Here is a 24,284-nt window from a genome sequence, read left to right on the forward strand (position 1 = left end):
CTCATTTTCCTGGGTTTCGGGGCGCGGCTTCGCCGCGCCCCGAAACCCAGGAAAATAGCGAGTGCGGAAAGCGTGATAAAGCTCCTGAGAAAAATAAAGATTCAGTACATTCAGGTGAAATAGTTAAACTTTACTTGCAAGTTTTGTTAATCATTTCCGAAATGTGTATTTTCGCAAAAGTTTATGAAAAAAATACTCTTCATATCGGTTTTCGGTTTATTGAGCTGCAGCAAAAATACGCAGACCCATCCACCTGTGGGCGGTGTGCTCAGCAAGAATGATCTTGATGTCTCCAAGCAGAGAATGAAAAACCTGAATTCTCAGGAAAGATACCACATCCAGGAATGGATCAACGGGCAGCAGGCGAAATATTATCCAACCCAGCTGAATTACTGGGTGGATGTTCAGGGGTTTGACCAGAGACAGAGAAGGCAGGATGAAACCTTTATTTCGTATTCTTACGATCTGTATGATTTTGACCAGACAAAAATCTACGACCAGCCGATACAGAGAACAGATGCCAGATTCGGACACTTTGATGAGCTGAAAGCGGTAGAAGATGCTTTGCGTTTTATCCATGATGGGGAAGAAGTCACGCTTTTGGTTCCTTCGGCTCTTGCCTACGGTACGTATGGAGATGAAAAGAAAATCGATAATGATATCCCGTTAATTATAAAATTAAAAGCATTATAATCAATGAAATTGTTTAACAAAAATATAATTCTGGCAGCGGCAAGCATTTCGCTCATGAGTTGTACACCAATTTATAAAAAAATGAACGTAGACAAAGAAACTTACGAAGGTCTTAATGACGGACTGTACGCAAATCTTCAGACCACGAAAGGAAATATGATCGTGAAGCTTGAAGACAAGAAAGCTCCTGTAACGGTAGCCAATTTTATCGGCCTTGCAGAAGGGAAAATAGACAACAAGGCAAAAGCCAAAGGAGTTCCTTACTATGACGGAACCATTTTCCACAGAGTAATCAAAGATTTCATGATCCAGGGAGGAGATCCTCAGGGAACGGGAATGGGAGATCCGGGATATAAATTTGAGGACGAAAGAAACGACCTTAAGCATACCGGAAAAGGAATCCTTTCTATGGCTAATTCCGGACCGAATACCAACGGTTCCCAGTTCTTCATTACCGAAGTGGCGACACCCTGGCTGGACGGAAGACACACGATCTTCGGAAAAGTAGTAAAAGGAGAAGAGGTGATCGACGCGATTGCCAATGTAGAAAAAGGGCCTCAGGATAAGCCTAAAACAGATATCGTACTGGAAAAAGTGTCTGTTTTCAGCAAAGGTGACGAATATAAAAACTATGATGCTGCTAAAACCTTCACGGAAGGGAAAGCGAAAATTGCAGAAAACAACAAAGCATTTTTAGCGAAAGAAGAAGAGGATAAAAAGAAAAAAGAAGAGGAATTCAAAGCGAACCAGGAAAAAATGGTGGAAGATATGAAAGCCGGAATGCAGAAAACCGAATCCGGATTGTATTATAAAATCACCAAAACAACGGACGGAAAAGCTCCGAAAGCAGGTGACAATGTTTCCGTACACTATGCAGGAAAATTAATGGACGGTTCTGAGTTTGATTCTTCATTCAAAAGAAATGAACCGATTGAAATTCCGATCGGGATGGGAAGAGTAATCAAAGGTTGGGATGAAGGAATCCTTTTGTTAAAAGAAGGGGAAACCGCTACGTTATTGATTCCGCCGGCAATGGGCTACGGAGAAAGAGGCGCAGGAGGCGTGATCCCGCCAAATGCATGGCTGATCTTCGATGTTGAGCTGGTAAAAGTGAAATAATCAGATCTGAAATATAATGAAAAGCCGTCCGCAAGGATGGCTTTTTTATTGCGCTAAAGACTTCACTTCGGGTAGAATTTTGAAAAAAGCGTATCGGGAAGTTGAACAATATCAAAGGTCTCAACATATTTTTGTAACGATCGCGCCAAATTCTGCGACATATCAACAAAAATCCAACGTCACTTTGGTTAGACTTGAAAAAATCGTGTCGAGAAATTTATTAGTGTAAAATTCCAATTCGTTTTTCTGTATTTAATCCGAAAAATTCCGAACTGACGTACATAAAAGTAGTAAAATTATGAAAACCAAATCACTTCTGTTTCTATTCGTCCTGTTATCGTTTCTGTCACTGGCACAAACAAAAGCCAATCCTGACGATGCAGCTATTAAAAAAAGCCTTACTTATTTCATGAATTCAGTCATGAATAAAAAAATCGACCAGGCTGTCGGCTATATTTACCCCAAATTCTTTACCGTCGTTTCCAAAGACCAGATGACCCAGATCCTGAATATGACGTATAACAATCCTTTCATGAAGATTGAAGTCAGTAACATGAAATTCGGGAATATTGAAAAGCCGGAGCTTATCAACGGCGAATATTTCTCCATTGCCCAATATTATTTTACCATGAAATGCAATTTGTCTTCCCTGAATGACGACATGAAAAAGCAGGTGAATACGATGCTGGAAAAGAAATACGGCAAAAACAACGTGAAATATCTTTCCAAGGAAGGCATTTATTCCATCAACACAAACATGAAAGCCTGCGCTGTTTCCAAAGACCGTAAAAATTGGAAGTTTGTCATTGTCGAAAAGGAATACAAACCGCAATTAACAAAGGTACTTCCGAAAAAGGTACTGGATAAAATTTAGAATTTTAAATGTTTTATTGAAAGCTGTCCGTTGGGACGGCTTTTTTGTTGGGCAATCTAATTATAATTATTGGCAGGACGGTTTTCCACATTATTCTAATATAAGTCTGCAAAATCTGTAAAATCCAACGGGAAAAAAATCTATTCCGTTCTCGAAAGCATCCATTAATATCCTGCGGATTGTACACTGATTCCGCAGATTGGATAATTGGTTTCATCAGATTAATTTCAATAATGCTGTTACAATAATACATTGTTTTAGCAACGTTTTGTTGTTTCTGCAACATAAAAAGCAAGCTGAGCCGGAAAGCTTTTTTACAAGGATTGATTTTTATAAAGCCATTAATGATACGATAGCTTCTGTTTCTTTTGGGGTAAAAATTAACTTCATTCTAAGCTTTGATTTCAACATCCAGCTGTCTGCCTTCTGCTTCCGCTTTTTTATCCAGAGAACTGCCTACGGCAACACCAATCGCCATTCCGATTGGTAATCCGATGCTGAGTAATGCAATATTATTGATGAGCAGCCCGAACGCAACCCCAATTGGAAGCCCGAAAGCGCCCATTCCTAAAGCCAACCACAAATTACGGTAGTAATTTTTAGGAACGATCTTATGTTCTTTTTCAAGGAGTTTAATGAGGTCGTTTTGTTTTTGCTTCAGCAGTTTGTATAAATTTTTATCCCGTAAAGTGGTGGAATTGATCGATTCTATATCACTGTTGATACTATTTGCTGTTTCTGCTGAGATTTTCTTTTTTTCGAGTTCATTTAGCAGCTGTTGCAGCTGATCATAGAGTGCTTTGGTTTTGCTGTCGGTGAGAAGTTCGGGTTTCAGATCAGGTTTGATGATTTTCATATACTGTTTTTATGGTGATTATTTTTGTAAAACGCAAAGCTATACAAAGTTTTCTTAAATAAAATTGCATACTTCTTAAGGTAAACAAAGGCGTAAACTTAACAATGAAATACAAGTTTTTTGTGCTAAACTTTGTCTTTCCTCACAATATTCATGGTGATTATTTTTGTAAAACGCAAAGCTATACAAAGTTTTTTTAAATAAAATTGCATACTTCTTAAGGTAAACAAAGGCGTAAACTTAACAATGAAATACAAGTTTTTTGTGTTAAACTTTGTCTTTCCTCACAATATTCATGGTGGTTATTTTTGTAAAACGCAAAGCTATACAAAGTTTTTTTTAATAAGAGTGCATATTTCTTAAGGTAAACAAAGACGTAAACTTAACAATGAAATACAAGTTTATTTCAGCTTTACCAGTTTTTATCAATCATAAAGATCATCTGAGTCATGGCTACAGTGCCGAGGAGAAGCTCTCTTTTATTCACCTTATCGAAAGTATCTTCCACAGAATGGTGATAATCGAAATATCGCTGTGTATCTACCACCAGTTCAGCCAAAGGAATATCCAGCTTTTTTAACGGAGAAATATCCTGAATGGCTTCGGTCTGATCAAAATCATACACTCCGTACGGAAGAAAATAGTTTTTCCATTCAAAAATCAATCTTCTTCTTTGGGGTGACATATCCAGGGAGAATCCTCTCGGGGAATATCCTCCGGCATCTGTTCCTAAAGCAAAAATATGTCTTTCCCCTTTCTTTTTCACGTAGGCTGCGTACATGTCGCGGCCCTGTCCGCCATTCTCACTGTTGGCGTATAAAACAACCCGAATGGTATGCCTGTTTTCAATGCCGAGTGCTTTGAACGCTCTCAGGACTTCTATGCACTGAACAACGCCGGTTCCGTCGTCAATAGCACCTTCACCGAAATCCCAAGAATCCAGCTGTGCGCCAAGAAGAATTACATTAGAATCTTTTTTTCCGGGTATTTCAGCAATGATATTGGGGTTTGTGGTTTCGCCTTTCGATTCTGCGGTCATATTGATTTTAGCGGTAACTTTCTCTTTTTTCAGCAGCTTTTCAAGCTCATCTGCAGATCTCACTCCAATGGTTATGGCCGGGATTTTCACTTTATCATCCGGTTCATAATAAATCATCTTCGCATGCGGTATATCGTCATTAGCGGTGGTTAATGATCGTATAATTAATGCTTTTGCTCCTGTTAAAGCGATCACGGAAGGGGAGATAAGCTTTGATTTAGCGGCCAGAAGATAGGAATCGCTGGTATTAATAATCCTCGGATCCATGGGAAGATTTACAAAAACGATTTTATCCTTAAGCTGGCCTATTGATATAGCATTGAGCTCGGTGACACTATTGATTAATACAATTTCGCCTGTGAGATCTTTTCCTCCGGTACCTTCAGAATTTCCGAAGGATAACATTCTGATATTCTTCCAGTCTCCATTTCCGGCTTTTATCTGAAGGGACTCTCTTCCTCTTATCCACACCGGGACTTTTGCTTCCTGTCTCCAGATTGTTTCTACGCCTATTTCCTTCAGCTTTTTTTCGGCCCAATCTGCGGCTTTCTTGTATCCTGTTGTAGCACTGAAACGCGGCCCGATTCCTTTGGTAAGTTCACCCAGATTATCATAGGCAGTGCCATTCACCATAATTTCATCCGAAATTTTTTTAAACTCATCATGATAGTTGAGCTTTTGGGTGATGGCCGTTTTCCGTACCGGTTTTTTTACCGGCTTTTTCTGAGAAAATAAAAATCCACCCAAAAAGAGTGGAATGATAATGAATATTTTTTTCATTTATTTTTTACCGTTCTTTTTCCATGCTAAAAGTAAGGAAAAAATGGTTATTATTTATTGTTTCATATCGTACATCAGGAGTGCCGTAACCAATTTAGGTTCAATGAATGTGCATTTCGGGGGCATGCTCAGCTTTAAGTCTGAAATTTTAATCATATCATTAAAGCTCACCGGGTATATCCCGAATCCTGCTTTGCCTGCTCCGCTGTCAATTTTTTCTTTAAGATGATTAATTCCTTCAATATTGGAGGTTCCTTTGATGTAGTCTATTTTTTCCGAGCTGTCCGGATCTTCTATTTTTAAAATGTTTTTAAAAACATATTTGTCCAGAAGATGATGATCGAGATTATCTAAAGACATTTCCTGTGAACGCAGGTCATGCTTTACGTGCAGCGAATAGAATTTACCATCCATATACATCGAGATGTGGAACTTCTGCGAAGGGAAATAGGCTGTTTCTCCTTTTTCGTGGATAAGGAAATACGTTTCCAGCTGCTTTAAAAATTCTTCATTTGAAAGTCCGTTAAGGTCCGTTACAATCCTGTTGTAATCATGGATTTTAATCGACTGGTTGGAAACGATAAAGCTGTAAACAAAGTTGTAAAGTTCTGTTCCGTTATGTCTTTTGTTTTTTTCTTTTTGATGTTTTGCGTTCAGCGCTGTAGATCCGATCCTGTGGTGTCCGTCTGCAATATAAAAAGAATCAATCTGATCGATTACTTCTTTAAACTGCTGCAATTTCAGACGGTTGTCGATTCTCCATATTTTATGCCTGATGCCTTTGGTATCGACGTGATTAAAAATCGGAACATTCTTCTCCTCATGGTTCATGAGAAGCTCAATCTTGGAATTGGCAGGATAAGTAAGCAGCACAGGTTCTGCCTGTAAATTTACTTTCTCCAGGTAGTGTGCAAGCTTTTCTTTTTTCTGCGGAATGGTACTTTCGTGCCTTTTGATTTTCCCGTTCCAGAAATCTTCAATACTTGCCAATCCTAAAAGGCCTCTGAAAACCTGTTTATCCGGATAGATCTGTTCATAAAGATAATAGGCCGAATTGTCCTGAACGAGCTTGTTTTCGTCCATCAGTTCTTCAAAAGTAGAACGGATTTTTCTTAAATTCCTATCAATATCTTTGGATTTACTTACAACATAGGGTTTTATCATATTGATGTAAGTATCTTCCACCTGAGCTTTTTCCGCTATCTCTTCCTGGGTGAAGTTGTCGAGAGGATGAGTAGGGAAGGTGCTCTCATAGTCTTTATGTGGTCTTATTCCGCGAAAAGGTTTAAAAACAGGCATATTTTATTGTATGGTTTCTTTTATCTTGATAATTTGTTCTGCAAGCTCTACCCCTATTTTTTCCTGGGCATCTACCGTATTTCCGCCTACATGAGGCGAAAGCGACAGGGCAGGGTTCATCAGGAGAAGGACTTCCGGATTGGGTTCTTTTTCAAAAACATCCAGCGCAGCGCCGGCCACTTTACCCGATTCAATAAAATCAATCAGGGCTACTTCATTCATGACACCGCCTCTTGCCGTATTTACGATATAGACACCGTCTTTCATTTTTTCAAACTGGGGCGTATCTATAATATATTCATTCGTTTTTGGAGTGTTGATGCTGATAAAGTCTGCTTCTTTAAGGAATGCATCCATATCATTGGTGGAAGTAATTTCAAAGTTCACCGTCTGACCATCGAAAAACTCAAGGTTAAGCATTTTGGTTTTAGGTTTTCTCGTGAGAACGATAACTTTCATTCCCAGCGAAATTCCCATTTTAACGACTTCCTGGCCTATGCTTCCAAAGCCTATTACTCCTAATGTTTTTCCTGAAAGTTCGCAGGCTTTGCTGAACGATTTTTTCATGGCGTCAAAATGCGTTTCCCCTTCCAGCGGCATCAGCCTGTTGGATTCATGAAGAAATCTTGCAAGGGAGAAAAAATGCCCGAAAACCAATTCTGCAACAGATTTCGAAGAAGCAGTCGGCGTATTGATGACATGCAGCCCTTTTTCGATCGCATATTCAACGTCGATATTATCCATGCCGATGCCGCCTCTTCCAATGATTTTAAGTCCGGGACAGGCGTCTATAAGATCCTGCCTTACTTTGGTAGCGCTTCTTACCAGCAGGACGTCAACCTTATTTTCGTTGATGAAATTAATGACATGATCCTGAGCAACCCTGTTGTCCAGAATTTCAATTCCTGCATTTTTCAATGCCTGTTCACCTGCTTTGGAAATACCGTCGTTCGCTAAAACTTTCATTTTTTTATTTTGATTTAAGATTTAAAAAATTACAATATTTAAAAATTCTAAATCGGCTCGCAAATTAAGAAAATTTAAAGTAATGTTAATCATCTTTTAATCTCTGAATTTATAATCTGTAAATTATTTGAACGATTTCATTACATCAACTAATATCTGAACGCTTTCGATCGGTAATGCATTGTAGAGGCTCGCACGGTATCCTCCAAGGCTTCTGTGGCCGTTCAGCCCGCTGATTCCTGCTGCTTTCCAGGCATTGTCGAATGCTTCTTTTTTGCTTTCATCGGTAATTTTGAAAGAGACATTCATCAGGGAACGATCTTCTTTTACACAGAATGATTCAAACAAAGGATTGCTGTCTATTTCGTCGTATAATAATTTTGCTTTTGCTTCATTTCTGGCTTCGGCGCCTGCAATTCCACCGTTTTGCTCAAGATGCTGTAAAGTAAGCAGCGACGCATAAACCGGGAAAACCGGTGGTGTATTATACATGGATTCTTTGGCAATATGCTGCGAATAATCCAGAATGGAGAACATATTTTCTCTTCCTGTTCTGCCTAAGATTTCTTTTTTGATCACTACCAAAGTTACTCCTGCAGGTCCCATATTTTTCTGCGCTCCGGCGTAGATTAAATCAAATTTTGAGAAATCCAGCTGTCTTGAGAAAATATCTGAGCTCATATCACAAACCATCAAAGTATCTACTTCGGGGAAGGATTTCATCTGAGTCCCGTAAATGGTATTGTTGGAAGTACAGTGAAAATAATCATATTCCGAACCTACGGTATAATCTTTCGGAATAAAAGAGTAGTTTTCTTCTTTTGAAGAACCTACTACATCAACCGTTCCTACTTTTTTGGCTTCTTTAATGGCTCCTGCGGCCCAAGTCCCGGTATCGAGATAGGCAGCTTTTCCGCCAACTTTCATCAGGTTGTACGGAACCATGGCAAACTGAAGGCTTGCACCGCCGCCAAGATACAATACTTCATAATCGTCACCCAGATTCATCAATCTTTTTACAATGGCGCGTGCTTCATCCATTATTGCCACAAAATCTTTGCTTCTGTGGGATATTTCGAGAAGGGACAATCCAATTCCGTTAAAATCTAAAATGGCCTGTGCCGATTTTTCGAAAACTTCCTGAGGTAAAATGCAAGGTCCGGCGCTAAAGTTGTGTTTTTTGCTCATATTATTTATTTTTTTGGCTGCCGCAACAGATTATTTTACGGCAACATTTATAATTTATTTGGTAAAATACAGGTTATGATGTATAAAAAACCGTCTCATGATGAATGAGACGGCAGTTTTTATTCTCCGTGCAAGAATGCTTTTTTGTTTAGCAGTGCCTCTTCAGATTCTACATGGTCTTCATCCGGAACACAGCAGTCTACCGGGCATACGGCGGCACACTGCGGCTCTTCGTGAAAGCCTTTGCATTCGGTACATTTGTCTGTTACAATGAAATATACATCATCACTTACAGGTTCCTGTGGTGCATCTGCATTTACTGTAAGACCTGACGGTAGTGTTACGGTACCTTTAAGTGCGGTACCTTCTGAAGCTTTCCAGTCTACTGCGCCTTCATAGATTGCATTATTCGGGCATTCCGGTTCGCATGCGCCGCAATTAATGCATTCATCAGTTATTTTAATAGCCATCGCTAATTTTTTTTAAATTTGCACAAAATTACAAAATATTCCCCAATTTTGCAGTACTTATGAATATTGAAAATCAAGTTTTAGGACTTACGAGGCTTAGTGATTATATAAAAGCGTTTTTACTAAAAAATACTGAAGATTATAATGAGAATGATGTTGGTTTTGAACTTTTGATCAAGAAGTCTGAAATTGAGAACCCGTGGTTTACGGTGGAGAATCAGAAATTTGCTCTAAGGCAGTGGGCTGATCTTTTGACAGAAGAAAATATCAATAACTGGCTTTCGGAATATTCCATTTCAAAATTAACGAAAAGAGTAGGGCTTATTCTGGCCGGCAACATTCCTCTGGTGGGGTTGCATGATGTAATTTCCGTAGTGCTGAGCAATCATATTCCGGTTATAAAATTGTCTTCCAAAGACCGATACATGATTCCTTTTTTACTTAAAAAATGGAGTGAATTTTCGGACGGAAATGTACAGTTTGAGTTTGTAGAAAAGCTGGAATACTTTGATGCTATTATCGCTACAGGAAGCAACAATACGGCACGGTATCTCGAGTATTACTTTAAGAACCATCTTCATATCATCCGGAAGAACAGAACTTCAATTGCGGTGATCAAAGGTGATGAAACTGAAGAGGAACTTCAATTTTTGGCAGAAGATATTTTCAGGTACTTCGGATTGGGCTGCAGAAATGTGACAAGGCTTTTTATTCCTCAGGATTTTGTAATCGACAGGCTTTTTGAAAGCTTCATAGGTTTTCAGGATATTATCAATCATAATAAGTATGCCAATAATTACGATTATAACAGGGCGATTTATCTTCTGAACCAGGAAAAATTCTGGGATAATAATTTTGTGATGATGAAGGAAGATGAAAAACTCTTCAGTCCGCTTTCTGTGATTAATTTCAGCAGGTATTCTTCCCTGGATGAAGTGAGAAATTTTATCGCTGAAAACGAAAAAAATATCCAGTGTGTTGTGGCTAAAAAAGAGCTTGGATTGGATTCTGTTGCATTGGGGGAAGCTCAAAATCCCGGTCTTAATACGTATGCCGACAATGTTGATACGATGAAATTTTTATCGGTAATATAATTCTTCGTATCTTGCTGGCAACCAATCATCGATTCACATGAAAAAAATATTTTTTATAGGTACATTTTTTGCTTTTCACTGGGCTTTTTCCCAGCAAAAGAGCAGTATAAAGATTGTTGAGAGTAAAAAAATAGAGCTTACATCGGAATTAAGTAAGGATAAGGTTGATTTATACAATCAGGCTTTTATGAAGTTTGTTGCTGCGCTGAAAGATTCGGATAAAGAAAAAGTCAAAACTCTGGTTTCAGATAAGATCAAGTATTATATGTCTGATGATATGGTCTCAAGATTATCCGGAGGGATCAGTTTTGACCGTAAAATGGAGGTGTACAAATCAGGTTACCAGAAACTGTACGAGAATGAAACGTATTCCATTATTCAATACAAATATTCTGATGATAAGCAGAATCCGCCACGGGATATTATTAATGTAATTTTCGAAAATGACGGAAAAATTCTCGGAGTAAAGCCTGAATATGCGGAGTAGCTTATGAGCAATAAGTAATATTATGTAATAAAAATAATTAACTTTAAAATAAAAAAACTATGATGACAGACGTTTTGGTTGCGCATTCTTCAGATGTTGAGAAAGCCGACTTTTACAAAAAAACTTATCTTCACGTTGCATTGGCAATTCTTGCGTTTATTGGTGTGGAAACTGTTTTATTGCAGATGGTTCCGGATCAGGTAATCTTTGCCATGTTTGCCCAGCGCTACATCTGGCTTTTAGTGATCGGAGTGTTCTGGCTGGCTTCTGTTCTTGCTACGAAATGGTCTCTTTCACTAAGCAAATCGACGCAATATTTCGGTTTGGGATTTTATATTTTGCTGGAAGCCGTTATCTTCCTTCCGTTAATTAAAATCGCCACTCTTTATACGGGGCCACAGGTGATTTTCCAGGCAGCAATGCTTACCATTGCGATGTTTTCAGGGATTTCATTCGTTGCCTTTACTTCAAAAAGAGATTTTTCTTTCCTTAGAAACATTATTGTGATCGGAGGATTTATTTCTTTAGGACTTATTGTTGGCGGAATGCTTTTCGGATTTAATCTTGGACTTTGGTTCTCGGTAGGAATGGTGATCCTTGCTTCTGCAACTATTCTGTATCAGACAAGTAAGCTTAAAGATTCTTACAGCACTAACCAATATGTAGGAGCTTCTTTACAGCTTTTTGCTTCGATCATGCTTTTATTCTGGTATATCTTGAGTATTCTGATGAGCAGAAGAAGTTAAGGTTGTGAGAAGTGAAAGGTAAAAAGTGAGATGTAATAGACACATATTCTATAATCCAAAAAATCCTGATGTTTTTTCATCGGGATTTTTGTTTGGAAGTTTAGGCATAAACTTCATAAGATTTAAGTTTAAAATCTTTCAACTTTAAATCAGATTTTTATTTGTCAATAGATCCTAAAACCTTCTGAGCAAAAGAATTTAGAGCATCTTTTTCACTCATTCCGGATTGTACGGCAGCGTGAACTTCCAATGCTCCGCAAATGTTGGTAATCAATTCTCCGGCAACATTAAGGTCTTCCTCGCTTGTTCCTCTGAATTCACAGAAACTTTCCAGCACTTCCAGTGTTTTTTCAAGGTTTTCAGGCGTCTGATTCTGATAGAACTGTCTTATGATAGGTAACTTCATTATAATTCGTTAAATAATTCGGTTAAACTCTCTGCTTTATTGGTCTGAACCTGATTTACCAGCTCACCGTTTCTGAAGATGGCAAACGTTGGTAAATTGTCTACTTTAGCCAATTTTCGGCTTTCCGGCAATTTTTCGGCATCTACATATAAGAAAGGAATACTGTCATTGTCAGAAGCTAATTTTTTGAATTTCGGCTTCATAATTCTGCAGTTTCCGCACCATGTTGCGCCGTACTGTACGACTACTTTTTCATTTTCGCTTACAATATTCTGAAGCGTATCTTCTGTTAATTCTGTATACATTTTATTAATTTGAAAATTTGGTAATTTAATAATTTGAAAATGATGATAAACAGAAAATGAGATAATTTTAGACAATCAATATGATTAATTTTCAAATTATCTCATTTTCAAATTAACACATTGTATTAGTTTTTAGCTAAATACTCAGCAGTAGAAGTTCTGTCTGCTCTCATGGCATCTTTTCCTTCCTCCCAGTTGGCTGGGCAAACTTCACCATGCTTCTGAACGTGTGTATAAGCATCAATTAATCTTAAATATTCTTTTACATTTCTTCCCAAAGGCATATCGTTTACAGACTCATGGAAGATTTTTCCTGTTTCGTCGATAAGATATGTTGCTCTGTATGTAACGTTTGAACCTGTGAAAACTTCTTCACCTTCATCATTGTATTCAAAATCCTGATCAACAATTCCTAAAAGGTTCGCCAGCTGTCTGTGTGTGTCAGCAAGAATCGGGTACGTAACACCTTCGATACCTCCGTTATCTTTTGATACATTTAACCATGCAAAATGCACTTCGTTGGTATCGCAAGAAGCACCGATTACTTTAGTGTTTCTTTTTTCAAATTCTCCTAAAGCTTCCTGGAAAGCGTGGAGTTCAGTTGGGCACACAAAAGTAAAATCTTTCGGATACCAGAATAAAAGGACTTTTTGCTGATTGTTTGTTGCTTCTTCAAAGATATTGATTCTTAAATCGTCACCCATTTCAGACATTGCGTCGATGGTTACATTCGGGAATTTTTTTCCTACTAAAGACATAATTTCTTGTTTTTATTTAAATTTTTCTGGTGCAAATATAGAAACATTTCGTCTATCGAACAAATAGTTTTTGATAAATAAAATCTATCAGGATATTAGCTTTAATGCAATAAAAAAAGCCCTGAATTCAGGGCTTACAATTATTTAAGATGGAAAAAATTAATAACCAAATATCTCAGTAAGATTCAGTTTTTTTACTTCTCCCAGTTTCTGCATATCTGCTTCGTTCACTTTGTCCTGAGAAGCTACTACACAATAGGTGTAGTTTTTGCCTTTCATTTCTTTGTTGTGGAAGCTGTTGATGTCTGCAAAAGTAAGTTTAGGAGCCTGTTCGTAAACGTTCTTTCTGATGTCTGAATTATTTCCAAGCTTCTGTGCTCTCAAATAGGTGAAAATGATTCCATCCTGAGTTATCCTTTCTGCAGCAATAGATTTTTTAAGTCCGCTTTTTGCCGTTTCGAAAAGCTGATCAGATTTCGGAAGGGTAGTAAGCAACTCATTCATCGCTGTGGTAGATTCGTTGAATTTATCAGCCTGAGTTCCTACGTACGCCATAATCATATCTTTATCCTCCTTTTTTCCGGGAAGAGAAAAATAAGAATAGGTAGAATATGCTAACGCTTTTGATTCTCTGATTGTCTGGAATACTACGGAACCCATTCCGCCACCGAAATAATTGTTGAATAAACTTACCGTTGGCGTAATGCTTACATTGTAAGGATCACTGTTTCGCACCCAGAAAATTTCTGCCTGAACCATATCGTAGTGGGCAAATAAAACCTGGTTTTTATCCGTCGAAACCTGTGTGAACGTTTTAGATTTCGGCATGTCTTTAAGCGAAGCCGGAACGTTATGGACTGATGCTAAAGAAGATGATACTTCGTTTGCAGATTTCGGTCCGTAGTGAAGAATTTTATGTTTATAGTTAAATAAATCATGAAGCATGTTCACGAGATCTTCTGCTTTTAATGCATCAAGTTCAGCATCCGTTAAAACGTTATTAAATGGATTCTGAGGGCCATACTGCGCATAGCTTCTAAGCCCGCTCATAATGGCACCTTTGTTTTGTTTAGCGTTTGCTCTTGATTTTTTAAGTCTTGCTTTATAAGAGTCCAGTGCTTTTTGATCCGGCTGGCAATTTTTAATCAAATCTTCAAACAATGCGGCCGTTTTTTCAAAGTTTTCATTTAAACCTTCCAAAGAAACGTATGTTTCTTCATTTCCTGCACTTACGTTAAAGCTTGATGCCAGTTTGTAAAACTCTTTACTGATTTGCTCTGAGGATTTATTTTTCGTTCCTAAATATTGCAGGTATTCTGCTGCCAAAGGAAGCATTTTATTGTTCCATCTTCCGGAATCAAAATGATAATACAATCTGAAAAGCTGGTTATCCGTATTTTTTACAGAAAGGATATCCACTGATTTCAGCTTGCCTTTATCAATATCTTTATTGAAATCCAGCCACATCGGAGCAATCGGCGATTCCGGCATCTCGTCAATTTTTTTCAGGAACGGCGATTGGTCTTCTCTGTTTACGGAAACGGCGGTAATGGTCGGTTTGTCTACTTTCAGAATGTTTTTGTCTTCCCCTTTTCTTTTATAAACCGCTACGTAATTGTTGTCTTTAAGATATTTTGATGCAAAATCCATAATATCTTTTTTCGTAATCTTAGAGATTTCCTCAACGTATTCCAGCTGTGTTTTATGATCTACCTCGGAAGTGAATTCATCCATCAGGGACTCTGCTCTGGATGTATATTTTTCATATTTCTGAATTACATTTTTCTTTTCATTATTAACAATGGACTGCATCAGATCATCCGAAAACTCTCCTTTTCTCAATTTGTCAATTTCCTGAAGCAATAAACTTTTAACATCATCCAAAGATTGTCCTTCCGTTGGATTTCCCTGTAACAATAATGCCGAATAATCTTTCAGAACGTATGGGAAAGCGTATGCACTCAAAAGTTTCTGTTTTTTAACAAGGTCAAGGTCAATTAATCCTGCCTGTCCGTTGGTCAGCATGCTTCCGATAAAATTCAGCATTCTTGCATCCTTTGTAGTTGCTCCCGGAAAACGGAATCCGATCATGATGTTTTCAGGATTCGGACCGTAAACTTCTCTGGTGATCGGTGCGGTGATCGGACTTTCCTGCCCCGGATTATATACAGGAACAGGTTTGTTTTTCATGTAAGAAAATGCCTTATCAATTTTGGCAATCATTTCATCAGGATTAAAATCTCCCGACATGATAATTCCCATGTTATTAGGAACGTAATAATTATTGTAGTATTCTCTGATCGCTTTTAATGAAGGGTTTTTCAAATGCTCAATCGTTCCGATGGTTGTCTGTTTTCCATAATTGTTGTTGGGGAACATGGCTGCAAACATCGCTTCCAGAACTTTTCTTCCGTCGTTATCAAGACCGCGGTTTTTTTCTTCATACACTGCTTCCAGCTCGGTATGGAAAAGTCTCAGAATCGGTTGTCTGAATCTTTCTGCCTGAACAGCAAGGAATTTATCCGTTACGTTTGCAGGAATATCTTCTGTATACACCGTCTGTTCATAAGATGTGAAAGCATTGGTTCCGTCTGCACCCATTCCCGACATCATTTTGTCGTACTCGTTGGCGATAGCATATTTTGCAGCTTCCCCGGAAACTTTATCAATCTCTTTATAGATTTCCTTTCTTTTTGCTTCGTCTTTGGTAGAGTTATACTTTTCATAAAGCGCATCGATCTGATCCAGCAACGGTTTTTCCTTTGCCCAGTCTTTGGAACCGAACTGATCGGTACCTTTAAAAAGCATATGTTCAAGGTAGTGTGCTAAACCAGTGTGATCTGCCGGGTCTGTTTTACTTCCTGCCTTCGTAGCAATATAAGTCTGTATTCTGGGATCTTTTTTTGTAGGACTTAAAATAACAGTAAGACCGTTTTTCAGCGTATAATATCTTGCAGCAGTAGGATCATTGGTTACATATTTATACGTGTAGCCGTTTGATTTGGCTTCTTTCCACTGGAAATCCTGTCCGTAAGCATATCCGCAGTAGCTTGCCGCTGCAATGCTTGTAACGATGGTAATTTTCTTTAAAAAATTCATTGTAAGAATAGTTTTTAGTTTTTATGTTAATTGAATTGTTCTAATATATTTTTAATTCTCTTCATGGCTTCCATAAGATCTTCTTCCGAAGCGGCATAGGAAAACCTGATGCATTCCGGGCTTCCGAAAGAAACTCCGCCTACACAACCGACATGGGCATTTTCAAGAAGGAACATGGCAAAATCATCAGAATTTTTGATTTCTGTTCCATTTAACGTTTTTCCTATATAAAATGATACATCAGGAAAGAAATAAAAAGCAGCTTTTGGAAGCACCACTTTGAATCCCGGAATTTCTTTAATTAAATCGTACACCAGATCTCTTCTTTTTCTGAAAGCATCAATCATGTATTGATATTTCGAAGGATCTGTTTTCAGTGCGGTGATGGAAGCTCTTTGCGCAACCGTATTGGCTCCGCTCGTCATCTGTCCCTGGATTTTTTCGCAGGCTTTGGCCAGCCATTCCGGGCATGCGGAATACCCGATCCGCCATCCTGTCATGGCGAAAGCTTTCGACATCCCGTTGATAACGGCTGTCTGCTCATACACTTCCGGAAACTGAGCAATGGAAGTGGTTTTTGTTTCATAGTTGATATATTCGTAGATCTCATCTGATATTACGGTCACATGAGGATATTTTGAGATAACCTTAGCAATTGATTTTAATTCATCATAGGTGTAATATCCACCAGACGGGTTACATGGTGAGCTGAAAAGCACGGCTTTGGTTTTCTCTGTAATGGCTTCTTCCAGCTGCTCTGCTGTAATCTTAAAATCTGTTACATAAGAAGTAGGAAGCATTACGGAAACTCCGCCCATCATTTTTACCATTTCGTCGTAGCTTACCCAGTAAGGGTTTGGAAGAATCACTTCGTCGCCATCATTGAGCAAAGCAGCCAAAACATTTAAAATAGCCTGTTTCGCACCATTTGATACGCAGATCTGTGTAGGTTTATATTCTAATTCATTGTCTCTTTTCAGTTTGTGAGCAATTGCTTCCCGAAGTTCTAAAAATCCGGGAACAGGAGAGTAGTGGCTGTAGTTCTCGTTAATGGCATCGAAAGCTGCCTGTTTGATATTATCCGGAACATCAAAATCCGGTTCGCCTAAAGTAAGGCTGATAACGTCTATTCCATTGGCTTTCATTTCACGTGCCTTATTGGACATAACAAAAGTCTGTGAGTAACCAAGTCGTTGTACTCTGTCTGAAAGTTTCTCCATTTAATAATTTCTATTTTAACAAATATATAATAAAAAGTATTTTATGGAAAATTAAAATAGAAGTAAACTTTTTGTGCGGCCTAAAACTTATATTTTGTAGCTTTCTCAAAGTATTTTAAAACAGAAGTTCTCAAAATAACCGCCCTTTAATTTAATTCAGATATAAAAGTAAATGAATTTTTTTCAGTCCTATAGTCCCAAAAAGTATAAATTGACTGAAAAAATAGTCCAAACTAAAGATCTGAGAATCTTTAGGTGATGATATTTGAATAAAGGGTATAAAAAACTTATTTTTGCTTTTTTATAATATTTCACATGTCTACAACGTTACTACTAAAATACTTTCCGGATCTTACAGAAAAACAGGTTGAACAGTTTAGCAAACTTGAAGATCTTTATCACGAATGGAATGAAAAAATTAATGTAATTTCCAGGAAAGATATGGAATCCCTTTATGAGAAGCACATCCTGCATTCTTTGGGGATTGCGAAAGTAATGGAGTTCGCTCCCGGAACCAGGGTTTTAGATATCGGAACCGGCGGCGGTTTCCCTGGAATTCCATTAGCGATTTTATTTCCGGAAACAGAATTTACGTTAATTGATTCTATTGGGAAAAAAATAACGGTTGTAAAAGCAGTTGCAGAAGGAGTAGGATTGCAGAATGTAAATGCCATCCACGGAAGGGCCGAAAAGCTGAAGGAGAAGTTCCACTTTGTGGTAAGCCGTGCCGTAACGCAAATGCCGGAATTTTTGAGATGGCTGAAAGGCAAGTTTGAAAAGGAACAGTTTAACCCTAAACATAACGGAATTTTATATTTAAAAGGCGGGGAACTCGCTGAAGAGCTTGCCGGAATTAAATGTGAAATTTTCAATCTTAAAAACTATTTTGATGAAGAATTTTTTGATACGAAAAAAGTGGTTTACGTGTCAAAAGGCAATTTTAATTCTTAAATTTTAACATATTTTAGGAATACTATTTGCTGTAAAAAATTACTGATAATCAAAATTTTGTTGTTATGAAAAAGCTTGTATTTTCTGTGCTGATTTTAGGATTGTCCATTACTTCCTGTGATGATGATGACGATTATCAGACCATCGAATCCATCGATAAAATCAAAATAGACAGCGTAAAAATAGTGAACGACACGATGGATGTTTTCAGCATTCAGAGCATCAAAACGTATTCAACCTATCCGTCTCACTGCGAAGGATTTTATGGATACGATTATGTTCATAACGACAACTTGACCAGAACAGTTACCGCTTATAAATATATCACCAATGGGCCCTGCACACAGGCTACGTACACTGCTGCCAATCAGATCAATTTCAGTCCGCGCAGAACAGGCACATACACTTTCAAATTCTGGAACGGAGGCAATACCTGGATCACCAAAACAATAGTAGTTGAGTAAATAAATGAAATGGATTTTTTTAGCGTGTTTTCTGATTTCCAATATGTTGTTCAGTCAGAAAATCTATTGGAGCGAAAATGTGAAATTAAACTGGAGCAACTTTAAGAGCAAAGTAAACAACCAGAGCGGAACCAATGTTGTGGCGTATACCAACTGCGGCTGGATTTACTCGTACGTAAAATCTTCCAACCCGAAAGCTCCTGTAAAAATAGAGGTCAGCACGGTTTTTAATGAAGACAAATCCTGGAAAGACGTAAAAAGAATCAACGATTATATTCTTCTTCACGAGCAAAAGCACTTTGATGTTGCTGAATTATTTTCCAGAAAACTGCGTAAAGAAATAGCGGAAAATATAAAGACTTCTTCAGATTTCCATAGGAAGTTTAAATCTATTTATAATAGAATTCTTAAAGAATATCAAGATTTCCAGAGAAAATACGACAGCGAAACAAAAAACGGAATTCTGGAAGACAAACAATCGGAATATAATCGTATTATTGCTGAAGGATTAGAAAATTACAAAAGCTATAAATCGTCTTGAAATTCCTGAATAAAATCATTGATGAACTTCTTGGTCAAAACAGTGATCTCTCCGGCTTCAATGTCATTCTGCCCGGGAAACGGCCTATTGTTTTTATCCGTCAAATTTTAAAAGAAAGAAATTACTCAGGGTTTCTTCCCAATTTTTTTACCGTTGAAGAACTCATTCACCGCATTGCTGATACGCAGGAAATCCAGGGAATTTCACTCTGGCTCTTTGCTTTTGACGTCTATAAAAGTCTTAATCTTATCCCGAATGACGAATTTTCAGAATTTTTGAAATGGTTTCCTACTTTGCAGAAAGACTGGGACGATATGATGAAATTTTCTGAAAACGACCAGGCAGTGCTGCATTATATGTTTGATGAAGAAAGAATTAAAGACTGGGCACAGAATCTCGGTGATGAAGAGGATGTTCCGAGAAAGAAATTCCTCAATTTCTGGAAAAATATGAATGTTTTTCTTCCGGTGCTAAAGAAAAGATTACAGGAAAAAAACTGGGCAACTTCAGGAATGATTCATGAGACGGCAAAAAAACACATTGAGGAGTTTTCTAAAAATACAAAAGAAGAATTTGTCTTTTGTGGCTTCAATGCGTTTACACCAGTAGAAGAAAAACTCGTAAGAAGCCTTTTGCAGTGGAATAAGGGACAGTGTTTCTTTCAGGCAGACCGGTATTATTTCGATGATGAAAGGCAGGAAGCCGGAAAATTCCTCAGGGATCATAAAACATGGAAAGAATTCAATGACAGCCGGATTTTCAAATGGATTGAGGATGATTTTAACCAGCCAAAAAATATAAAAGTCTACGAGGTTTCCGGAAATATTACCCAAACCAAAATTTTACCGGAAATTTTTAATGAAATCGAAGATAAAACCTACTCGAATACAGCTGTAGTTTTGCTGGACGAAAACCTTTTGCCTGCAAGCCTTGATGTAATGTACGGAATTCAGAACCTGAATATTACAATGGGTTTTCCGTTGAAGAACCTTTCTTTTTCCAATGCGGTAAAGCAGCTTTTTTATCTTCAAAAACAATTGGAAAAAAATAAATCTTCCTATTATTACCGGGATATTTTCCCTATTCTTGAAGAGCTTCCGAAATCTGTTGAAGATGAAGCGGTTATCGATAACTTTAAAGCTAAAATCGAGGAAAGAAATATCGTCTATATTTCAAAAAAGTTAATGAACGAGCTGTTGAACGGTCTTTCTTATTTTAACCTGCTTCAAAAAGCGAGTTCAACCAACGATTACCTTGATGCGCTCATCGCATTCTGCCAAGAAATAAAGTGGCTCGATATTGATGACATTCAGTATGAAAATGTTTCCCATTTTGAAAATGCATTCCGGATTATTAAAAACCAGCTTTCTCCCTATCAGTTTGAGATAAAAATGGAAACGCTGGAAATTCTTATTAATCAGCATATTAATTCTGAAAGCATTGACTTTCAGGGAGAACCTTTACGCGGACTTCAGATCATGGGACTTTTGGAAACCCGTCTCCTTAACTTTGAAAATGTAATCCTGCTTTCCGTGAATGAAGGAAAGCTCCCGTTGGGAAATTCACAGAATACCTATATTCCTTTTGATGTAAGGAAGTTTTTCGATCTTCATACTTTCCTGGAAAACGACAGCATTTATGCCTATCATTTTTACCGCCTTATTCAGGATTCAAAGAATGTTCACCTGCTGTTTAATGCATTAAGTTCGGGAGTCAATACCGGAGAAAAAAGCAGGTTTATTACGCAGATTGAAATGGAAAGTGATCATGATATTGAACATCTGATCATTGAGAACTCGTCGGAACCAATTATTACCCAACCCATCGAAATTAAGAAAACGGATATCGTTCTGGAAAGACTGGAAAAATGGAAGTCTAAAGTTTCTGCATCGCATCTTACCAGCTATCTTTATAATCCTATTGATTTTTATCTTTCGAAAATTCTGAACACTTCAGAAACCGATGAAATTGAAGAGGAGCTTTCCGTAAAAAATTATGGAAATCTTGTTCATTATTCACTTCAAGAAGTTTATGAAGCCTTAAAAGGTAAGGTATTAAAAGAAAATGATTTAAAGAATTCAATTAAAGCAATAGATAATTATATAGAAGTAGCTATTGACAAGCTGAAACACCAGCCGGAATTTTATGAAAAAGGAATGAATTTTATCCACCGGGCGATTGCTAAAAAAGTAATTGAAACAATTCTTACCCATGATCTTGAATTGGTGAAAAGTGGAAATGCATTAGAAATTATTGATATCGAAAAGCGTTTTGAAGGCGTAGATTTTTATTTAAATGAAACCGACAAAATTTCATTCTTCGGGTTTATTGACAGAATCGACAGGCTCAACGGAACGCTGAGAATTATAGATTACAAAACGGCAAAAATCAAAAATCTTGTCGTAAAAATTGATGAAGATAAAATTGATGAGTATTTTCATAACAGCGACCGAAAACAGGCCCTGCAGCTTTGCATTTACCAGTATGTGGTGGAAAATCTCCCGGAATTCTGGGGCATGCCCGTAGAAACGGGAATCTGGAGCTTTGCCGAAGCTAAAAAAGGCGTTGTATCCCTTCAGTTTGAGAGAGGAACTATTGATGACGCAATGAAATCCGTCAAAAGCCTGATTGAAGAGATCCTGAATCCGGATATTAATTTTGTGGAAGAAATTAAGACGTACTCAAACTAAATTTTTTATATCCCGCAGATCTTGCAGATTACGCAGATTTATCATTTAATTAAATATAAAGGTGGTTTAAGAAATACTACTTAGCCACCTTTTCTTGTTTACAATGTATTATGATTGGTGGCTGAGGGACTCGAAGCCACCATTATATTTAAAATGCGTTGATCCCTGTTATATCAAGGCCTGTAATGAGAAGGTGAACGTCATGCGTTCCTTCGTAAGTAATGACTGATTCCAGGTTGGCAGCGTGTCTCATCATTGGAAATTCTCCCATAATTCCCATTCCGCCTAAGATCTGGCGCGACTCTCTGGCAATATCAATCGCCATTTTCACATTGTTTCTTTTCGCCATTGAAATTTGTGCAGGAGTAGCTTTATGTTCATTTTTAAGGTTACCCAACTGTAAACAAAGCAGCTGAGCTTTAGTAATTTCTGTTAAAAATTCAGCTAATTTTTTTTGCTGTAACTGATATGAACCAATTGGTTTTCCAAACTGTTTTCTTTCTTTGGAATACTGAACAGCCGTGCAGTAGCAATCAATCGCAGCTCCGATAACTCCCCAGGAAATACCATATCTCGCTGAATTTAAACAAGATAAAGGCCCTTTTAATCCGGTAACACCCGGAAGTAAATTTTCTTTAGAAACTTTTACATTATTGAAAACCAGCTCTCCTGTTTTTGAAGCTCTTAAGCTCCATTTGTTGTGGGTTTCCGGAGTGGTAAAACCTTCCATTCCTCTTTCAACAATCAGCCCCTGCACTTTACCTTCTTCATTTTTAGCCCAAACTACCGCAATATCGCAAAGCGGCGAATTGGTGATCCACATTTTGGCACCGTTCAAAAGATAGTGGTCTCCCATGTCTTTGAAGTTGGTTTCCATAGAACTTGGATCAGAGCCGTGATTAGGTTCGGTAAGACCGAAGGAACCGATCATTTCTCCGGCTGCCAGTTTAGGCAAATATTTTCTTTTCTGTTCCTCAGAACCGAATTCATTGATAGGGAACATTACAAGGGAACTTTGTACGGAAGCAGCAGAACGCACGGCAGAATCACCTCTTTCAAGCTCCTGCATAATCAGGCCGTAGGAAATCTGATCCAGCCCGGAACCGCCATATTCAACAGGAATATAAGGCCCTAAAGCTCCGATCTGTCCCAATTCTTTCATCAAATTCGGAATGTCGGTGTGATTTTGTGCGGCATGATCAATCTGTGGCATGACAAAACTTTCTACCCAATCTCTTACGGACTGCCGGATAAGTTTGTGTTCTTCGGTAAGCAAGGAATCTATCCCGTAATAATCGGGAATGCTTGTAAGGGAATAATATGACATTATATTTTAATTTTCCTAAAAATAAGACTTTTAACTATTTCAGAGAAATTTTTTTGAATGTCTTTTTATTGTTTGATTTATAACAAGTTATAAGTAAATTTTCATGACATGGCAACAAATCAGTTTTCCTCCTCTTCGTTCGAAATAGGGTACTGGTTGGTCGGATTGTAGATTCTTTTTTTAAACTTGTACAGATACGGCGCTTTATTGGCAGAGCCGTCATACAGTTTTTCAAGCCTGTCAAGAATATTTAAGCTTAAAATTTTACGCTGAAAATTGTTCCTTCTGAATTTCTGTCCTAAAATTGTCTCATAAAGACACTGAAGATCTTTCATCGTAAATTTTTCAGGGAGAAGATTACTTGCCGCCACCTCGGTATTGATATTCATCCTTAAATATTCCAGTCCGGTTTCAATAATCCGGTCATGGTCAAAAGCCATTTTGGGTAATTTGCTGACTTCAAACCATTCGCAGGTTTCATTAAAAGCATCGGGAAATGTATTGGCAATGGAAAAATCAATAAGGCTGCAATAGCCAACCGTAATAAATCTCTGGAAAATCCAGTGGTCTTTCGGGACTTCAATACCTTTATTCCTCAAAAGAATCTGGTGTACATTATTCTCTGTCCTGTCGATTCTTCCGAAGGTATGAAATTGTTTCAGGAAAATATCCTTGAGATGCGTCCTTTCGTATAAAACACGTTCCGCAGCTTCACGCAGATCTTCATCATTAAATACAAATCCTCCGGGCAGAGACCACAGATCCAGATCGTGATACTTTAAAAGCAGCACTTTCAGAATGTTGTTATGAAAACCGAATATGGTGCAGTCAACAGATACGTGTGCTACAAAATCTTTTGTATCAATGAGTTCCTGGAGCGTCTCCTTATTTTTTTCGGTATTAATTTTCATG

General features: G+C 37.8%; 23 protein-coding genes. 10 read left to right on the forward strand and 13 right to left on the reverse strand.

Going from position 1 to position 24,284, the window contains the following annotated elements; genetic code table 11:
* Positions 1 to 183: 183 nt before the first annotated feature.
* From SOP96_RS05375 to SOP96_RS05385, 3 genes are all read left to right on the forward strand, one after another.
* Positions 184 to 693 carry an FKBP-type peptidyl-prolyl cis-trans isomerase gene (locus SOP96_RS05375; protein WP_326320020.1) on the forward strand — a complete coding sequence of 170 codons (510 nt, stop codon included), beginning with the start codon at positions 184 to 186 and terminating at the stop codon, positions 691 to 693.
* 81 nt (positions 694 to 774) lie between these two features.
* Entirely contained in the window at positions 775 to 1,812 is a 1,038-nt protein-coding gene (locus SOP96_RS05380; protein WP_326320021.1) for a peptidylprolyl isomerase, read from the forward strand.
* A 298-nt stretch (positions 1,813 to 2,110) separates the two neighbouring features.
* Positions 2,111 to 2,686 (forward strand): hypothetical protein, encoded by a 576-nt coding sequence (locus SOP96_RS05385; RefSeq protein ID WP_326320022.1) that lies wholly within the window; start codon positions 2,111 to 2,113, stop codon positions 2,684 to 2,686.
* 391 nt (positions 2,687 to 3,077) lie between these two features.
* Here SOP96_RS05385 and SOP96_RS05390 read toward each other — a convergent pair whose 3' ends face one another.
* From SOP96_RS05390 to SOP96_RS05415, 6 genes are all read right to left on the reverse strand, one after another.
* Positions 3,078 to 3,542: a hypothetical protein gene (locus SOP96_RS05390; protein WP_326320023.1), complete on the reverse strand. Its 465-nt coding sequence runs from the start codon at positions 3,540 to 3,542 to the stop codon at positions 3,078 to 3,080.
* Positions 3,543 to 3,954: 412 nt separating this feature from the next.
* On the reverse strand, positions 3,955 to 5,361 hold the full coding sequence (locus SOP96_RS05395; RefSeq protein ID WP_326320024.1) for a M28 family peptidase: 1,407 nt from the start codon (positions 5,359 to 5,361) through the stop codon (positions 3,955 to 3,957).
* Positions 5,362 to 5,415: 54 nt separating this feature from the next.
* On the reverse strand, positions 5,416 to 6,660 hold the full coding sequence (locus tag SOP96_RS05400) for a DUF1015 domain-containing protein (protein ID WP_326320025.1): 1,245 nt from the start codon (positions 6,658 to 6,660) through the stop codon (positions 5,416 to 5,418).
* Positions 6,661 to 6,663: 3 nt separating this feature from the next.
* Positions 6,664 to 7,626, reverse strand: coding sequence for a D-2-hydroxyacid dehydrogenase (locus SOP96_RS05405; protein WP_326320026.1), 963 nt, complete (start codon positions 7,624 to 7,626; stop codon positions 6,664 to 6,666).
* 123 nt (positions 7,627 to 7,749) lie between these two features.
* The gene (serC, locus tag SOP96_RS05410; RefSeq protein WP_326320027.1) at positions 7,750 to 8,814 is read right to left on the reverse strand and encodes a 3-phosphoserine/phosphohydroxythreonine transaminase; all 1,065 of its coding nucleotides are present in this window, start codon (positions 8,812 to 8,814) and stop codon (positions 7,750 to 7,752) included.
* Between the two features lie 119 nt (positions 8,815 to 8,933).
* Positions 8,934 to 9,284 carry a 4Fe-4S binding protein gene (locus SOP96_RS05415; protein ID WP_294218593.1) on the reverse strand — a complete coding sequence of 117 codons (351 nt, stop codon included), beginning with the start codon at positions 9,282 to 9,284 and terminating at the stop codon, positions 8,934 to 8,936.
* A 59-nt stretch (positions 9,285 to 9,343) separates the two neighbouring features.
* Here SOP96_RS05415 and SOP96_RS05420 point away from each other — a divergent pair, with 59 nt between their 5' ends.
* Genes SOP96_RS05420 through SOP96_RS05430 form a run of 3 tightly spaced genes read left to right on the forward strand, consistent with a single transcriptional unit; the run spans position 9,344 to position 11,611 of the window.
* Entirely contained in the window at positions 9,344 to 10,378 is a 1,035-nt protein-coding gene (locus tag SOP96_RS05420) for an acyl-CoA reductase (protein ID WP_326320028.1), read from the forward strand.
* Between the two features lie 37 nt (positions 10,379 to 10,415).
* Complete coding sequence (locus tag SOP96_RS05425) at positions 10,416 to 10,865, forward strand: peptidylprolyl isomerase (RefSeq protein WP_326320029.1); 450 nt, start codon at positions 10,416 to 10,418, stop codon at positions 10,863 to 10,865.
* Positions 10,866 to 10,924: 59 nt separating this feature from the next.
* The gene (locus tag SOP96_RS05430) at positions 10,925 to 11,611 is read left to right on the forward strand and encodes a Bax inhibitor-1/YccA family protein (protein ID WP_326320030.1); all 687 of its coding nucleotides are present in this window, start codon (positions 10,925 to 10,927) and stop codon (positions 11,609 to 11,611) included.
* Positions 11,612 to 11,768: 157 nt separating this feature from the next.
* On the opposite strand, the gene SOP96_RS05435 is transcribed toward SOP96_RS05430, so the two are convergent.
* From SOP96_RS05435 to SOP96_RS05455, 5 genes are all read right to left on the reverse strand, one after another.
* A complete protein-coding gene (locus SOP96_RS05435) occupies positions 11,769 to 12,017 on the reverse strand; it encodes a DUF6952 family protein (RefSeq protein ID WP_326320031.1) in 249 nt (82 codons plus the stop codon).
* On the reverse strand, positions 12,017 to 12,322 hold the full coding sequence (locus SOP96_RS05440) for a thioredoxin family protein (RefSeq protein WP_283423461.1): 306 nt from the start codon (positions 12,320 to 12,322) through the stop codon (positions 12,017 to 12,019). Before SOP96_RS05440 ends, SOP96_RS05435 begins: the two co-directional genes overlap by 1 nt.
* A 125-nt stretch (positions 12,323 to 12,447) precedes the next feature.
* Complete coding sequence (locus tag SOP96_RS05445) at positions 12,448 to 13,080, reverse strand: peroxiredoxin (RefSeq protein WP_326320032.1); 633 nt, start codon at positions 13,078 to 13,080, stop codon at positions 12,448 to 12,450.
* A 159-nt stretch (positions 13,081 to 13,239) separates the two neighbouring features.
* Positions 13,240 to 16,179, reverse strand: coding sequence for a M16 family metallopeptidase (locus SOP96_RS05450; protein ID WP_326320033.1), 2,940 nt, complete (start codon positions 16,177 to 16,179; stop codon positions 13,240 to 13,242).
* A gap of 26 nt (positions 16,180 to 16,205) precedes the next feature.
* Positions 16,206 to 17,399, reverse strand: a complete 1,194-nt coding sequence (locus SOP96_RS05455) for a pyridoxal phosphate-dependent aminotransferase (protein WP_326320034.1) — start codon at positions 17,397 to 17,399, stop codon at positions 16,206 to 16,208.
* Positions 17,400 to 17,714: 315 nt separating this feature from the next.
* On the opposite strand from SOP96_RS05455, the gene rsmG reads away from it, so the two are divergent.
* The 4 genes from rsmG (at position 17,715) to SOP96_RS05475 (ending at position 22,045) form a co-directional block, all read left to right on the forward strand.
* Positions 17,715 to 18,350 carry a 16S rRNA (guanine(527)-N(7))-methyltransferase RsmG gene (rsmG, locus tag SOP96_RS05460; protein ID WP_326320035.1) on the forward strand — a complete coding sequence of 212 codons (636 nt, stop codon included), beginning with the start codon at positions 17,715 to 17,717 and terminating at the stop codon, positions 18,348 to 18,350.
* Positions 18,351 to 18,415: 65 nt separating this feature from the next.
* Positions 18,416 to 18,814 (forward strand): hypothetical protein, encoded by a 399-nt coding sequence (locus tag SOP96_RS05465; RefSeq protein WP_326320036.1) that lies wholly within the window; start codon positions 18,416 to 18,418, stop codon positions 18,812 to 18,814.
* Between the two features lie 4 nt (positions 18,815 to 18,818).
* Entirely contained in the window at positions 18,819 to 19,355 is a 537-nt protein-coding gene (locus tag SOP96_RS05470; protein WP_326320037.1) for a DUF922 domain-containing protein, read from the forward strand.
* A complete protein-coding gene (locus SOP96_RS05475; RefSeq protein WP_326320038.1) occupies positions 19,352 to 22,045 on the forward strand; it encodes a PD-(D/E)XK nuclease family protein in 2,694 nt (897 codons plus the stop codon). The genes SOP96_RS05470 and SOP96_RS05475 overlap by 4 nt, the downstream gene beginning before the upstream one ends.
* A 148-nt stretch (positions 22,046 to 22,193) precedes the next feature.
* Here the strand turns inward: SOP96_RS05475 and SOP96_RS05480 are convergent, their stop codons facing one another.
* Together SOP96_RS05480 and SOP96_RS05485 are read right to left on the reverse strand one after the other, a co-directional pair.
* Entirely contained in the window at positions 22,194 to 23,372 is a 1,179-nt protein-coding gene (locus tag SOP96_RS05480) for an acyl-CoA dehydrogenase family protein (protein WP_326320039.1), read from the reverse strand.
* A gap of 119 nt (positions 23,373 to 23,491) precedes the next feature.
* Entirely contained in the window at positions 23,492 to 24,283 is a 792-nt protein-coding gene (locus SOP96_RS05485) for an NUDIX hydrolase (RefSeq protein WP_326320040.1), read from the reverse strand.
* Between the last annotated feature and the right edge of the window lies 1 nt (position 24,284).

Origin of the sequence: Chryseobacterium salviniae (assembly GCF_035819015.1) — a bacterium.
Classification (GTDB): domain Bacteria; phylum Bacteroidota; class Bacteroidia; order Flavobacteriales; family Weeksellaceae; genus Chryseobacterium; species Chryseobacterium salviniae.

Excerpts from the sequence above, each read along its gene's own strand:
- SOP96_RS05375 (WP_326320020.1), top strand. The coding sequence starts at position 184 with ATGAAAAAAATACTCTTCATATCGGTTTTCGGTTTATTGAGCTGCAGC.
- SOP96_RS05380 (WP_326320021.1), top strand. The coding sequence starts at position 775 with ATGAACGTAGACAAAGAAACTTACGAAGGTCTTAATGACGGACTGTAC.
- SOP96_RS05385 (WP_326320022.1), top strand. The coding sequence starts at position 2,111 with ATGAAAACCAAATCACTTCTGTTTCTATTCGTCCTGTTATCGTTTCTG.
- SOP96_RS05390 (WP_326320023.1), bottom strand. The coding sequence starts at position 3,542 with ATGAAAATCATCAAACCTGATCTGAAACCCGAACTTCTCACCGACAGC.
- SOP96_RS05395 (WP_326320024.1), bottom strand. The coding sequence starts at position 5,361 with ATGAAAAAAATATTCATTATCATTCCACTCTTTTTGGGTGGATTTTTA.
- SOP96_RS05400 (WP_326320025.1), bottom strand. The coding sequence starts at position 6,660 with ATGCCTGTTTTTAAACCTTTTCGCGGAATAAGACCACATAAAGACTAT.
- SOP96_RS05405 (WP_326320026.1), bottom strand. The coding sequence starts at position 7,626 with ATGAAAGTTTTAGCGAACGACGGTATTTCCAAAGCAGGTGAACAGGCA.
- serC (WP_326320027.1), bottom strand. The coding sequence starts at position 8,814 with ATGAGCAAAAAACACAACTTTAGCGCCGGACCTTGCATTTTACCTCAG.
- SOP96_RS05415 (WP_294218593.1), bottom strand. The coding sequence starts at position 9,284 with ATGGCTATTAAAATAACTGATGAATGCATTAATTGCGGCGCATGCGAA.
- SOP96_RS05420 (WP_326320028.1), top strand. The coding sequence starts at position 9,344 with ATGAATATTGAAAATCAAGTTTTAGGACTTACGAGGCTTAGTGATTAT.
- SOP96_RS05425 (WP_326320029.1), top strand. The coding sequence starts at position 10,416 with ATGAAAAAAATATTTTTTATAGGTACATTTTTTGCTTTTCACTGGGCT.
- SOP96_RS05430 (WP_326320030.1), top strand. The coding sequence starts at position 10,925 with ATGATGACAGACGTTTTGGTTGCGCATTCTTCAGATGTTGAGAAAGCC.
- SOP96_RS05435 (WP_326320031.1), bottom strand. The coding sequence starts at position 12,017 with ATGAAGTTACCTATCATAAGACAGTTCTATCAGAATCAGACGCCTGAA.
- SOP96_RS05440 (WP_283423461.1), bottom strand. The coding sequence starts at position 12,322 with ATGTATACAGAATTAACAGAAGATACGCTTCAGAATATTGTAAGCGAA.
- SOP96_RS05445 (WP_326320032.1), bottom strand. The coding sequence starts at position 13,080 with ATGTCTTTAGTAGGAAAAAAATTCCCGAATGTAACCATCGACGCAATG.
- SOP96_RS05450 (WP_326320033.1), bottom strand. The coding sequence starts at position 16,179 with ATGAATTTTTTAAAGAAAATTACCATCGTTACAAGCATTGCAGCGGCA.
- SOP96_RS05455 (WP_326320034.1), bottom strand. The coding sequence starts at position 17,399 with ATGGAGAAACTTTCAGACAGAGTACAACGACTTGGTTACTCACAGACT.
- rsmG (WP_326320035.1), top strand. The coding sequence starts at position 17,715 with ATGTCTACAACGTTACTACTAAAATACTTTCCGGATCTTACAGAAAAA.
- SOP96_RS05465 (WP_326320036.1), top strand. The coding sequence starts at position 18,416 with ATGAAAAAGCTTGTATTTTCTGTGCTGATTTTAGGATTGTCCATTACT.
- SOP96_RS05470 (WP_326320037.1), top strand. The coding sequence starts at position 18,819 with ATGAAATGGATTTTTTTAGCGTGTTTTCTGATTTCCAATATGTTGTTC.
- SOP96_RS05480 (WP_326320039.1), bottom strand. The coding sequence starts at position 23,372 with ATGTCATATTATTCCCTTACAAGCATTCCCGATTATTACGGGATAGAT.
- SOP96_RS05485 (WP_326320040.1), bottom strand. The coding sequence starts at position 24,283 with ATGAAAATTAATACCGAAAAAAATAAGGAGACGCTCCAGGAACTCATT.